The following is a 13,645-nucleotide window of genomic DNA, read 5'->3' as shown; positions in this document are numbered from 1 at the left end:
GTTTCCACTGGTGATTTATACAGACTCATGCTGTGATTATAACAATGCCGACAGCGATGCCAATCGCGAAATTTCAAGATGCGGCAACAGGCGGGCGTCACGGATCTGCATGAGGTTGCCTGCACGCAGATTAATCCAGCAGGCCTGCATTCCACAGCGGATCGCCCCTGCGACATCGGTCGTGAGATCGTCACCTACGTGCAGGATCTCTTGCACAGGGACATTGAGTTTCTGCGCCGCCAATTGGTACATATCATCGAACGGCTTGGCGCGACCATGCGGGCCGGCGCGCAGCACAAACGAAAAATAGCGATCGAGACCAAACCGCTGCGGTTCCGCATTGCCGTTGGTGATCGCCGCCAACGGCACCTTTTCGGCTAATGCCGCCAACGTCTGGTGCGTTGATTCGCTAATGGTAATTTGGCTGCGCCAATGGGCAAAGTTCTCCATTGCCGCTGTTGCGCCAGACTTAGACTCCGCAGCGCTCAGCCCGCGCGCTAACATTGCCTGCTCTACCGCACGGCGACGCCATTCGGTCACGTCGTGATAAATATCCGGTTCACGCTTGAGCAAGTCTTGGCGTATGTTCTGGAAATCCTCTGCCTGAAAGTCACGTAGGGCTGGATGGTACTGCTGTATAAAACGGATGGACTCTTGCCCTGTACGCCGGATGACGTCCGCATTGTCATACAGCGTATCGTCCAGATCGAACGTGATCGCTCGAATGGGGCAAAGAGGTCGGTAAAAACGCATCAGGATTTTCCTCGTTTGGCACGCGGATGCGCGGCATCATACACAGAAGCTAAATGCTGAAAATCAAGATGGGTGTAAATCTGCGTGGTAGACAGGTTGGCATGGCCAAGCAACTCTTGCACCGCCCGTAAATCCCCACTGGATTCCAGCATATGCGTGGCAAAAGAGTGGCGGAGCTTATGTGGGTGAACGTGACTATTGACGCCTTGCTTAACGCCCCATTCGGCAAAACGCTTCTGCACATTGCGCATCGAAATACGCCTTCCCTGATTTGAGATAAACACGGCGTCATCTTGCGGGCCAAACAGTTCGCGTAACGCCAGCCAGCGTTCCAACCAGATTACCGCCGTTTTCCCTATCGGCAATTTGCGCTCTTTACTGCCTTTTCCCATCACCCAGACTTCACCGCTCGCCAGATCGATATGCTGGCAATCCATGCCAACCAATTCCGCCAGACGCAGCCCCGCGCCATACATCACCTCCAGCATCGTACGGTCACGCACCGCGAGAGGATCGTCCAGATCGATATCGAGCAGGCGATCCATCTCATCCACGTCCATATTCTTGGGCAAGGGACGCCCGGCGCGCGGCGTGGCTATCCCTTTCGCCGGGTTCGCCGCCAGCTCGCCACGCGACACCATCCAGTTAAGGAAACTGCGCAATGCCGATAGGCGCAACGCCAGGCTCCCGGCATGTAACCCATCGCGCTTGCTGCGAGACACCACGATCCGCACACCTGCGGCATCCAGCTTACGCCAGTCATCCACTCCGGCGGTGGAAAGTATGGTCATTACCGCCGACAGTTGGCGTGAATAACTGGTTTGCGTCAACGGACTGAGTTGACGCTCTACTTTCAGATAGCGTAAAAACGCATCAACGGCGGTGTGCAACGGCGAAGGGGCGGCGCGCTCCGATGACGCGGGCTGCCTGCTCATACACGCTCTACCCAGCGAGTAAGCATCGCTGGCATCATGATGGCTATTTGCTGTAGTAACGTAGTAGCCATGCCGGCCTGATAGTGATGGGTATCGCGACTGCTAAAAACCAGTACGCCTAAATCGTGATTATGCCCCATCAATGACAACGCCACCGATCCAACCTGCTTAGCTTGCGGCAATAACAGTAGCAGTTCCGGCCCATTTAAGCTGCCGAGGTAGTGATTATGTTGCCCGAAACGCTGAATGCGCAAGGGCTCAAATGTGGTGCGATTCAGCCCCAGGTAGGTAAAATCGGACGGGGCGCCAATACGCCATTTATCGCTGAACAGACGAACCGTTGCCCCCGCCAAACCAAGCTGACGCGCCCAACGTTGTAACCGATTCAACATCTCTGTCAGGCTGTCTGCCGATGCCAATTCGGTTTGTAACTCAAGCAGCCGATTGAATAACACTTCGTTCGCCCCTGCTTGCTCCATCAACAAGGTGATCTCTTCCTCAAGCCGCGTAATCTGATTACGCTGACGTGCCAGTTGCCATTCTACCAGCGACACGGTTCCCCTGACGGGATGAGGAATACGCATTTGCTCGACAGGGCGCGCATTGCGGATAAAAAAATCAGGATTCTGTTGCAGGAACTGCAAAACCATTTCGTCACTCAGTGCAATCTCTCGTTCTGCCTGTTCCTCGACATTTTTCATAAATGAATAAATCCATCGTAAACATGCGTTGCAGGGCCAGTCATAAATAGCGGATGCCCTGGCCCCCCCCACTGGATATCCAACTCACCGCCAGGAAGGGATACGCGCACATTGGCGGCTAATAATCCCTGTTGAATCCCTACGGCTACCGCCGCACACGCGCCACTCCCGCAGGCCTGCGTTTCCCCGGCACCGCGCTCGTATACACGCAAACGGATAGTTTGACTATCGACAACCTGCATGAAACCAATGTTGGCACGTTCGGGAAAACGTTCATGATTTTCTAATAACGGCCCCAGGGTTTCTACTTTCGCGGTGTCCACATCCTCAACCTGAATCACACAGTGCGGATTACCCATTGATACCACGCCGCACAGCACCGTGTGTTCGCCAGCGCGCATAATGTAGGTCTTCTCCGCTTTCACCGCACGAAACGGCACCTGCTGTGGCTCGAAATTGGGTTCCCCCATATTAACGCGCACCAATTCATTATCAGTCACCGTCAGCACCATCCGTCCGGTCTGCGTACTAACCGCAATATCACGCTTATTAGTTAACCCTTTCAAACGGACAAAACGGGCAAAACAACGTGCGCCATTACCACACTGCGCAACCTCACTGCCATCTGCGTTGAAAATACGGTAATGGAAATCTAGTTCAGGATCGTAGGGTGGTTCGACAATTAAAAGTTGATCGAATCCCACACCACAATGCCGATCCGCCAAACGACGAATCAGTTCGGGTGAAAAATAAACGTTTTGCGTAACGGCATCAACAACCATGAAATCGTTGCCTAACCCGTGCATCTTAGCGAACTGCATTATCCTGGCTCCCCCGCGAACTGAACTGGCCACGCATAGCTGCGCAACCGGCTACCTATTGATGTCATTACGCATTACGGACGCATTGACGTTTTCTTTTGCGATGGTTGGCTCTCATTTTGCTGAGTCGTAGACGCACCGGATTTGCCGTTGGCTGGGTTATACAGCGGCCCCTTCAGGCCACAACCGAATAAACTCGCCATGACCAATACCAGAAAAAGCTGGCGAAATACGTTCTTCATTATGCTAAGACCTGTCATTAATACTCATATGTTCTCTATCATCGCAGGTGGATCATGAAAATCAATAGGAATTGAAAAGGAACGATAGCCGCGCCATCTATATCATCAGCACAGACATGCTTTGTTGAAAGATGCGGGAATCGATCGAAAGACGATCGCAACATCAAGATGAGACTCTGGGGGCGCGATGTTAATGCGCAATAGCTATTGGCGTGATTGCCGCCATAACACAAGCCACGTCAGTAGCAACAGCAATAACAGCACGGTACCGACGATATTTACCCATGCCCAACCGCTGCTCAACGCCATCAGGCTACCGGCAGATAGGGAAGCCAGTGCGTTAGGCACGTAGATCACTAATGAATTGATGCCCTGCACGCGAGATTTATGCACGGAATGAGAAAAGGTGTTCAACATAAATGTCCCACCGTTAAACATAAATGCCCATCCGACACCGAATAACATCAGTGCAAAGAGGAAATGCCAGAACGTCAATCCGGTCAGCGCGACCAACACACCGCCCATGTTACACCCGATACCTATCGCCACAACCTGAACCGGCGTCAGCCGCTTTGCCAACATGACCAATAGTAATGCAGGCGCATACATTGCCACAAAATGCCATTGCAAAACTGTCGCGCTATGACTAACGGAAAAATGATGCTGATGCATCGCCAATGGCGAGGCATTCATTAATAACGTCATCACAACAAAGCCGACCGAACAACTTGCCGTTCCCAGCACGAACGCCCGGCTCTTCAAGATTGCCGTCAACGGTTCACTCTGCCGAGCGCTGGCCGTAACAACGGGCATCGGCGGCAGTTTAAGGTTTAGCAACAGCAGTGACGTAACAAGGCAAATCAGCGCGGCGGCAATAAAACTACCGAAGAACGGATACGACGCCCAGAGTTGAGAGGATTGGCTCGCCGCGAACGGGCCGAGAAAGCCGCCCAGAATGCCGCCGCTGATCACCCAGGAAATAGCACGGCTTTTTTGCTGATTATCGGTAAAAATATCAGCGGCCGCGAAACGATAATACTGATTAAAAGCACAGGACATACCTAAAATAAACGTTGAAAATACAAAGAGGGGGAAACTGCGCAACACAATCGCCAACGCCGCCAACAGCGCGCCGACCAACCCGAGCAACGTGCCAATGATGAAAGCATTACGTCGCCCATACCTGGTCATCAGTGACGAAACGGTGTAAATCATCAGCGCCGCTCCGCACACCGTTGCGGTAATCGGCAATGTTGTTAACAACGGAACCGGTGTCATCGCTACGCCGACCAACGTAGAGCACAACGTCATTAGGGAAATAATGCTACCGGTGAGGCCTTGCCCAAGCGCCAGCAATATTAGATTCCTGCGCTGCAACGAACTCATCAACACATCCTTTTATTAATAAGCAGAAAAAAGTATTAAAGAAGGCTATAGGATCTGTAACCGCTGCTTCATTGTCATCGTTTTATCGTCCGTCGTTGGCGAAACGCACAGGTGAGACAATGCGCTGCTACGGAATGGGATCACTTGAGTACGGCCATCCAATTGGACAATTTGGTAGAACTGCGGCAGGTTGAAATTGATAAAACTCGAACCGTAGGTAAAACGATCGTGCGAAGAGGAATAGAAACGGCTGACATCACGCACCAGCTCTTCTTTGCTACCTTCACAATGATGATAGACTTCGACACGGTTCGATTCGTCGAGAATATAAATATTGAAACCCTGATTTTCCGCCAGATCTTCAAAGAAAAACTGAATAATCCCTTCACTGGCGACGCCATCTACCACCGGCGGTAGATGGATATGGTTGGTTTCAACCTGAACGGGTTGACCTTGCAGCTTGTTATTAGAAATCGCACCATAAAATTCAACGGCGTTTTCCAGTTTCTGTACCGACACACTCAGTCGTTCAAAAAACAATCCCCAGGTCTGCCCCGCGACTTTCACCGCTTTGAAGCGCCCCGGCTCCTGACGCGTACTGGTTAAGCGCAGCTCAATGCATTCGGACACCAATTGCTGCACACGAGTACGAATCAGTCCGCGCAAGTGCTGGCTATAGCAGAAAACTTCCAGTGATTCCGGCAGCGCCGCATCCTGATGCATTTTACCCAGAATGGTTTTCAAGGCTTCTAATACGGCTTGTTCACCGCTGAAATGCAAGGTACGGACTTCATTCCACGAGTTACGGTACAACAGATCGATGCTGCCAACGAGGCACTGCTGTTGCTGGCCGAAGCTAAACACGTCAAGATGGCGGAAATCGAAATGTACCACCTGATTGCGGAAGGCCGCTGTCGGATCGTGTTCCAGATTGACGATAATCGCCAGATGACGGATTTCACACGGGCTATATAGCGCCTTTGGCGTGGGTGCAGGCAGGCGTAGCGGAAAGTGGCTAGCGACATCATCGACCAGCGCTTGCAGACGCGTGATATCACACAGTTCATTGCCTTTAATATACAAACGTGTACTTGGCGTTAGCAGGCCGTTGAAATACGCCCACGCCACCAGCTTGTTCAGATAGCGGTTATATTCCAGCGGCTGATGGCTGATGATCGCATCCATCGACGGCGCCTGATTATAAAGATACCAGCCAGAACGGTTTGCGCGCCCCGGCGGAACATAGATAAAGGTTAAATTCGGTTCCGATAAATCGGGTGAAATTTGTGGGTTAAGCAGCGTAACCTTGCCCGGCAGCGCCTCAAAGGCGGCATACAGTTTTCGGGTCAACACACCGATATCCTGCGGGCTGGCGCTAACGCTCAGATTATTACGCCGCGCGAAACGGATCAGGTTGCGATAAGTCTGCATCATCGCATCGAGCAATTCGTTATGCGCTTCGCGCACCTGCTCTATTTTCCAGTTGGCGCGATTATCCAGCATCGCCAAATGTTCGTCGCTCCATCCCCATTCTTGTACCAGTTGGCCCAAAATTTGACGACGCCAGCCAACACAGGCTTTTTCTCTGGAGAGTTTTTCACAGACTTTCAAGTAAAAACATCGACGCACGAGATCGAGGCGCGTGGGGTCGTTGATCGCCGTCAGGTAACGTGTTACGCGTTCCAGCATCATGCAGTAGGGATCAAGACCGAAGGAAACAATTTCGCCATCATGCAGGCGTTTCTTAATTTCCGTCGAAAGCAGACGCGTTTCTGGATACTCCCAGGAATACGCTTCCAATAGCAGCGTTTTTAGTACGGCTTTATAGGGGGAATCGATACTCTTATAGAGTTGCCAGAGACTCGCGCCGAAATATTCTTCCGCCGACAGTGAACTCAAGCCACCTAAATCCATCCACTCATTCGGTGCTAACGCCCCTTGTGAGTACAGCGACAGCACATATTCATCGTAATGCGCTTCTTCTTCGACCGGCACCATGTTCCACAAGATGCGTTTGCCCGCCATACGCACGGCAGTCCGATAGAATTCGTCGAGTAACAGGATATGCTGCGTGGTGCCACAGTCTTCACCGCCTAAACTACCGCTTTCATTATGACGGAATCGGCTTTCATCCATCAGGAAAAAACTGACGTCTACACCTTGCGCCGCCGCCCATTGCTCCAGCAATGTACATTTCTTCTGTAGGCATCGGCGTTCTTCGCTGTCCAGCCAGGATTGGTGGCACACCCAGATGTCGAGATCGGAACTACAGCTCTGACCGATGGACGAGGTGCTCCCCATCGAATAGACGCCAGTAATCGGCAACTCGCCCTGAGGATGCGTATTGTCAATCTGCCCCCAGCGCAGCGCGATGCTATCAAGATACTGTTGTTGTTTTTCATCGGGCGTATAGGCGCAGATACCATGAGGCACCTTGCCTTCAAGGTAACCCGGCATCAACGGATGATGATGATGTAATAAAATGGGCAAAAGACTGTAGACCTGCTGAAAAGCGGGCTTCATTGCTCCCAGAGCACGATCAACACGCAGTTGGTTAATCGCATCCAGTCTTTGCTTCAAAGTCTCGATGTAGAAGTACAAGACAGTTTCGCCTGATTTATCCCAGTGCCTAGAAAAACCCCGTGTTCCAAATCCGCCATGATGATATTAGAAGAATGTGTAGCGGATTATTGCTGGAAACGTGATCAATTTAACACCTTGCGGAATGGGCGTAAAGAAAGTAAAGAAAGTTAGACATATCTATCTTGCTTTCTGACGAAAGACTTATTGAAGAGGCTTAACTCAACGCGGGGTAGGCAAATCTCAAACCGCTTTTTTATAAGCGCCACGCCCATGCCCGTCACCTGACACCAACGCACCATAATGATACGATGGCGGAAAATGATAAAAACGGTATCAAGCATGTCAGCTAATATTATTCGCATCGCTACCCGACAAAGCCCGCTAGCCCTATGGCAAGCACGCTATGTTCAGCAACGCCTACTTCGCCGCTATCCCGATTTATGCGTTGAGCTGGTGCCCATTGTCACCCGCGGCGACATTATCCTGGATACGCCGCTGGCAAAAGTCGGCGGTAAAGGGCTCTTTGTTAAAGAATTAGAGCTAGCGCTGCTTGAAAAGCGTGCCGATATCGCTGTTCACTCCATGAAAGATGTTCCTGTCGCGTTCCCGAAAGGGCTTGGCCTGACTACCATTTGCGAACGTGACGATCCGCGCGACGCCTTTGTTTCCAACCATTACGATAGTCTCGATCAATTACCGCAGGGCAGTTGTGTTGGCACGTCAAGCCTGCGTCGCCAGTGCCAATTGCGCGCTCGGCGTCCCGATCTGGTGATCCGAGATTTACGTGGCAATGTCGGAACACGTCTGGCGAAACTGGACAACGGCGACTACGACGCCATTATCCTTGCCGTAGCCGGGCTTAAGCGCCTCGGGCTGGAAGCGCGTATCCGTTGTGCATTAAGCCCGGAAGAATCATTGCCAGCCGTTGGGCAAGGCGCGATTGGCATAGAATGTCGTCTAGATGACGATAACGTTCGCCAACTCATCGCTCCGCTTAATCACGCCGATACCGCTGCCCGCGTACTGGCAGAACGGGCGATGAATGTGCGCCTTGAAGGCGGCTGTCAGGTGCCGATTGGCAGCTACGCAGAGCTAGAGGGCGATACACTATGGCTGCGCGCGCTGGTCGGTGCGCCAGATGGCAGTCAACTGATCGTCGGTGAACGCAAAGGCCGCGTTTCCGATGCCGAACAGCTCGGTATCGCACTGGCCGAAGAACTCTTAGCCAAAGGCGCCAGCGCGATCCTCAAGGCCGTATATCACGGATCGCCATCGTCATGACGATTCTGGTTACCCGTCCATCACCCACTGGCGAACAGCTGGTGGCCCGTTTAAGGAAATTGGGCTATCACGCCTGGCACAGCCCGCTAATCGAGTTTTCGCCTGGACGGGATCTCGCCGATCTGCCCGCGCGGTTGCAGGATCTGCGCGCCGACGATCTGGTGTTTGCGCTCTCGCAGCACGCGATCCATTATGCCGATCCGGTATTGACTCATGCGGGTATTAGCTGGCCGGAGCACCTCGCCTATTATGCGATCGGCCGCACTACAGCACTGGCACTACATCAAGCCAGCGCCCGCTTGGTAACTTACCCACCAGAGCGTGAAACCAGTGAAACACTGCTACAACTTCCTACGTTGCAGACTCTTTCCGGCAAACGGGCGCTATTACTGCGCGGCAATGGCGGGAGAGAATTACTGAGAGAAACGCTAACTGAACGAGGCGTGCAGGTAAGCTGCTGTGAATGCTATCAGCGTAGAATGGTGCATTATGATGGCGCGGAGCAAAGTCAACATTGGCGACAAATAGGCGTTGATAAACTGGTGATCACCAGCGGAGAAATGCTACAACGGATCTATACTTTAGTACCTGATTACTACCGGGCTTCCTGGTTACTTGGCTGTCGACTAATCGTTGTCAGTGATCGATTGGCAGAGCAGGCCCGACGGCTTGGCTGGCTTGATATTCGAGTCGCCGATAACGCCGATAACGATGCGCTGATACGCGCACTACAATAAACCTGATCACGGGATGTACCATTATGACGGAGCACAACACCCCCGCAGCGCCCTCCGACGACGCAGCAGAGCGGGTTGAACCCAGCCAACCGCAAGGGCCCGCCGCACAACCCAAACGCAGTGGTGGGGCGCTGGGGGCAATCGCTATTGTGATTGCACTATTAATTGGCGCAGGGTTGTATTATCACGGTCAGCGGCAGACACAGCGGGAAGCCGCCGCGCTGCAACAGCTTGCCGCGCAATTGACGGCACTGCAACAGCAGCATAAGCAGGAACAGCAGCAATGGTTAGACGCGCAGCAACAACAAAGAAAAATGCAGGACATGGCCGCACAGCGTCTTGAGGCACTTGCGCGTCAATCTGACGAGCTGCGCGATAAGCTGGCGACACTTTCCAATCATGATACCAATGCCTGGCTGATTGCTCAGGCTGATTTTCTGGTGAAACTGGCAGGACGTAAGCTGTGGAGCGACAACGATGTCACCACGGCTGGCGCGTTACTGAAAAGTGCGGATGCGAGTCTGGCGGAGATGAACGACCCCAGCTTATTAGACATTCGTCGTGCGCTGACCAACGATATCAGCGCACTGGCTAGCGTAAATCAGATCGACTTTGACGGCCTCATCCTTAAAGTCAATCAGCTCACTGACCAATTGGACAATTTACCGCTCGCAGACAACACCACCGATGAAGCGCCGATGGATGCCAACAGCACAGAACTGTCGGCTTCGTTAAGCGAGTGGCGACAGAATCTACGTAAGAGTTGGAACAACTTCCTGGCTGATTTCATCACCATTCGCCGTCGCGATAGCGCTGCCGAACCGTTGCTGGCGCCGAATCAGAGCGTGTATTTACGAGAGAACATTCGCTCACGTCTGCTGGTTGCCGCCCAGGCGATTCCACGCCACCAGAATGAAGTATACAAGCAATCGCTGGATACGGCGGCGACCTGGGTTCGCGCCTACTTCGACACGACGAATGTCACAACGCAGGCTTTTTTAGATCAGCTCGACGCGTTAAGCCAGCAGTCGATTTCGCTGGATGTCCCAACGGAACTGCAAAGTCAGCCGCTACTGGAAAAATTGATGCAGACGCGCGTTCGTAATCTGCTGGCTCAGACGCCAGCCACACCGCAGGGGGAATAAGCATGCTAAAAGTTTTATTGCTGTTCCTGATCCTGATCGCAGGTATCGTGGTTGGCCCGATGATCGCTGGTCACCAAGGTTACGTTCTGATCCAGACAGATAATTATGATATCGAAACCAGCGTAACCGGCTTAGTTATCATGCTGGTGCTATTTTTCCTCGCTTTTCTGGCCGTTGAATGGGTGCTACGTCGGATCTGTCGTACCAGTGCCCGTACGCGGGGTTGGTTCCTCGGTCGCAAACGCAGCCGGGCCAGAAAGCAGACCAAAGCCGCACTACTCAAATTGGCCGAAGGGGATTATTTGCAGGTAGAAAAATTGCTGACTCGCAATGCCGACCATGCCGAGCAACCCGTGGTCAACTACCTGCTGGCTGCCGAAGCCGCCCAGCAACGCGGTGACGAATTCCGTACCAAACAATATCTGGAACGTGCGGCGGAAATAGCAGACGCCGATCAACTCCCGGTGGATATTACGCGCGTACGCATTCAATTAGCGCGTAATGAAGATCATGCCGCACGCCACGGTGTGGATAAACTGCTGGAAGTCGCGCCACGCCATCCAGAGGTATTGCGTTTAGCAGAACAGGCTTTCCTGCGTACCCACGCCTATAATGCGTTGCTGGATATTCTGCCAACCATGCGTAAGCTCAACCTATACCCTGAAACACGTTTATTAGCGCTGCAACAACAAACGTATATCGGTCTAATGAGCCAGGCGATGGCAGAGGGCGGCAGCGAAGGATTAAAGTCGTGGTGGAATAGTCAGAGCCGCAAAGTACGACGCGAAATTCCACTTCAGGTTGCCATGATCGAACATTTATTGGAGTGTGACGATCATGAAATGGCACAGAAAATCATTCTAGACGGCCTGAAGCGCCAGTACGATGAGCGCTTAATCCTGCTAATTCCGCGTCTTAAGACAGGAAATTCAGAGCAGTTGGAAAAAGTCTTGCATCACTACATCAAACAACGGGAAGCCACTCCGCTGTTGCACAGCACGTTAGGACAATTGCTGATGAAACACGGCGAATGGCAGCGGGCCAGCGACGCCTTTCGCACCGCGCTGGAACTACGTCCTGATGCTCATGATTATGCCTGGCGCGCCGACGTATTGGAGCGTTTACATCTACCAGACGAAGCCGCGCAGATGCGCCGTGAAGGGTTACTGCTCACGTTACAACAGCCCACAAATTAGTCACTTTTGGGGCTCATTATTGCCACACTATAAAGCTCGTTCGGAAGCTTTATAGTGTTCGGCACAGAGGCTTAAAACGTATTAACCCCGTCAGGCTTTGCACCAGGCAAAAAAAACGCTTACCGATAAACGGTAAGCGTTGAAAATATCAGGTCTATCAGACAACAGAACGGTGCCTCACTCAACGTTATGTCCAGAAGGCCCGATGAGGATTTGCATCTTCATCTGGAGTTGGACGATAGGCACCTCAAATTGGCTCTGCATCATTCCCAGGGTTATGAAGCCGAAGCAAACATAGAAGGCGGAATGAGCATCTACCCGCTTATTTAAGCACAGACTATGCCAAAATGCATGATTCGATTATGCTCTGGCGGGGAAGATTTAAATAATTCACTAATAATTAATAATATTTTTATTTTCGCATCCACAGTAGGCGTCAATGCGATGGACGGTTAATAATGCGCGGACGGACGGCAACCGTCTCTATTGAGAGACGCATTTCCCCAACAAAAAAATAATCATGATAAATCAGTACCATGCATGTCACCTTTTCGCGACATCACACCCGTGCACACGCCACTTTCTGAGTCATTAGGCGAGAAAGGGAAAATGTCCGCGCCGAAGTATCGACGCGGATAGCATGGCTGACGTTTAGCGAGAGGAGAGCTGTTCCAGACTCTGTTTCGCTATTTGGTATAAATAGTGCGCGGTTGGGAAAAGCGCCCGATCGTCAACGCGGAATTTCGGGTGGTGCAACGCATAGGGGCCGCCAGATCCCACCATCATGAACGTGCCGGGCAACTTCTGCTGATAAAACGCGAAATCCTCACCAATCGGGCTAGCTTCCACCCGGCGGGCTTCGAACCCTTCGTCACTCGCCACGTTGAGCGCAAACTCCACCCACTCTGGCGTATTAACCACCGACGGCGGCCCGGCGTGCCAGATAAACTCGATGTCCGCGCCAAAGCTACTGGCGATGCCGGCCACGATCTGGCGGAAACGCTGCTCAATCACATCGCGCGCTTCTTGGTTGAATGTTCTCACCGTGCCTTCAACGTAGGCCGTGTCGGGGATCACGTTCCAGGTACTGCCGCTATGAACCTGAGTGATAGACACCACCGCGTTATTGTCCGATGACACCGTGCGGCTGATGATGGTTTGCACCGCGGAAATCAATTGACCCAGAATGATAATCGGATCGTTACCCTCATGCGGCTTGGCCGCGTGACAGCCTTTCGCCGCTATCTTGATCTCAAAGCGGTCAACGCCCGCCGTCAACGCGCCATCTTTACCGCCAATAACGCCAACGGGCAGCGTGGGATCGTTGTGAATACCGAAAATGGCGACGGCATTGTCCAGCGCCCCGGCAGCAATCACGGCTGGCGCGCCTAGCCCCGTTTCCTCAGCCGCCTGGAACAGAATTCGTACCGTCCCTTTTAGCTCCGCTTCGATTTTTTTTAGCAGAATTGCCGCGCCTAACGCGGCGGAAGAGTGAAAATCATGACCGCAGGCGTGCATCACGCCTTTGTTGAGCGAGGTGCATTCTACGCCAGACTCTTCTTCAATCGGCAGCGCATCGATATCGGAACGTACCACGACTAGCGGACCATCCTGTAGTCCGCCCACTTCCGCCACCAGGCCGGTTTTCAACGGGAGGTCAAGAATGCGGATGCCTTCTTTTTCCAATACCTGACGAATTTTCTTCGTGGTTTCAAATTCCTGATTCGACAGCTCAGGATTACGGTGTAAATCGTGGCGAAATGCCTGGATAAATTGAGCCAATGGCTCATGCTGGGGTGCGATTTTCATTAATTCTTGCTCCACTTCATCGCGCCCTGACGCGCAGGGCGGCCTTGTTCAGGCGT

Annotated in this window: 12 protein-coding genes; 4 read left to right on the top strand and 8 right to left on the bottom strand. The window is 52.5% G+C overall.

Annotated features, from left to right (window positions below):
- Window positions 1-36 precede the first annotated feature (36 nt).
- The 7 genes from yigB to RFN81_RS02095 all read right to left on the bottom strand — a co-directional run bounded on the left by yigB (window position 37) and on the right by RFN81_RS02095 (window position 7,439).
- A complete protein-coding gene (gene yigB / locus RFN81_RS02125) occupies window positions 37-753 on the bottom strand; it encodes a 5-amino-6-(5-phospho-D-ribitylamino)uracil phosphatase YigB (protein ID WP_264497576.1) in 717 nt (238 codons plus the stop codon).
- Window positions 753-1,688 carry a tyrosine recombinase XerC gene (gene xerC / locus RFN81_RS02120; RefSeq protein WP_264497575.1) on the bottom strand — a complete coding sequence of 312 codons (936 nt, stop codon included), beginning with the start codon at window positions 1,686-1,688 and terminating at the stop codon, window positions 753-755. Before xerC ends, yigB begins: the two co-directional genes overlap by 1 nt.
- Window positions 1,685-2,389 carry a DUF484 domain-containing protein gene (locus RFN81_RS02115; RefSeq protein ID WP_264497574.1) on the bottom strand — a complete coding sequence of 235 codons (705 nt, stop codon included), beginning with the start codon at window positions 2,387-2,389 and terminating at the stop codon, window positions 1,685-1,687. The genes xerC and RFN81_RS02115 overlap by 4 nt, the downstream gene beginning before the upstream one ends.
- Window positions 2,386-3,210, bottom strand: coding sequence for a diaminopimelate epimerase (gene dapF / locus RFN81_RS02110; RefSeq protein ID WP_264497573.1), 825 nt, complete (start codon window positions 3,208-3,210; stop codon window positions 2,386-2,388). Before dapF ends, RFN81_RS02115 begins: the two co-directional genes overlap by 4 nt.
- A 74-nt stretch (window positions 3,211-3,284) precedes the next feature.
- Complete coding sequence (gene lptM / locus RFN81_RS02105; RefSeq protein ID WP_319800187.1) at window positions 3,285-3,452, bottom strand: LPS translocon maturation chaperone LptM; 168 nt, start codon at window positions 3,450-3,452, stop codon at window positions 3,285-3,287.
- A 204-nt stretch (window positions 3,453-3,656) separates the two neighbouring features.
- Window positions 3,657-4,838, bottom strand: a complete 1,182-nt coding sequence (locus tag RFN81_RS02100) for an MFS transporter (RefSeq protein WP_264497571.1) — start codon at window positions 4,836-4,838, stop codon at window positions 3,657-3,659.
- 45 nt (window positions 4,839-4,883) lie between these two features.
- Complete coding sequence (locus RFN81_RS02095) at window positions 4,884-7,439, bottom strand: class I adenylate cyclase (protein WP_264497570.1); 2,556 nt, start codon at window positions 7,437-7,439, stop codon at window positions 4,884-4,886.
- Window positions 7,440-7,760: 321 nt separating this feature from the next.
- On the opposite strand from RFN81_RS02095, the gene hemC reads away from it, so the two are divergent.
- The 4 genes from hemC to hemY are packed head-to-tail and all read left to right on the top strand — an operon-like array spanning window position 7,761 to window position 11,780.
- Window positions 7,761-8,702, top strand: a complete 942-nt coding sequence (gene hemC, locus RFN81_RS02090) for a hydroxymethylbilane synthase (protein ID WP_264497569.1) — start codon at window positions 7,761-7,763, stop codon at window positions 8,700-8,702.
- On the top strand, window positions 8,699-9,439 hold the full coding sequence (gene hemD, locus RFN81_RS02085; protein WP_264497568.1) for a uroporphyrinogen-III synthase: 741 nt from the start codon (window positions 8,699-8,701) through the stop codon (window positions 9,437-9,439). Before hemC ends, hemD begins: the two co-directional genes overlap by 4 nt.
- A 23-nt stretch (window positions 9,440-9,462) precedes the next feature.
- Window positions 9,463-10,584 carry a uroporphyrinogen-III C-methyltransferase gene (hemX, locus tag RFN81_RS02080; RefSeq protein ID WP_264497567.1) on the top strand — a complete coding sequence of 374 codons (1,122 nt, stop codon included), beginning with the start codon at window positions 9,463-9,465 and terminating at the stop codon, window positions 10,582-10,584.
- A gap of 2 nt (window positions 10,585-10,586) precedes the next feature.
- Window positions 10,587-11,780, top strand: coding sequence for a protoheme IX biogenesis protein HemY (gene hemY / locus RFN81_RS02075; protein WP_264497566.1), 1,194 nt, complete (start codon window positions 10,587-10,589; stop codon window positions 11,778-11,780).
- Between the two features lie 651 nt (window positions 11,781-12,431).
- Here the strand turns inward: hemY and RFN81_RS02070 are convergent.
- Window positions 12,432-13,589, bottom strand: coding sequence for a M20 peptidase aminoacylase family protein (locus RFN81_RS02070; protein ID WP_264497565.1), 1,158 nt, complete (start codon window positions 13,587-13,589; stop codon window positions 12,432-12,434).
- Window positions 13,590-13,645 lie beyond the last annotated feature (56 nt).

Origin of the sequence: Pectobacterium cacticida (genome assembly GCF_036885195.1) — a bacterium.
GTDB lineage: Bacteria > Pseudomonadota > Gammaproteobacteria > Enterobacterales > Enterobacteriaceae > Pectobacterium > Pectobacterium cacticida.
The sequence above is the reverse complement of the archived record's forward strand: the minus strand, read 5'-3'. Positions and strand labels throughout refer to the sequence as shown.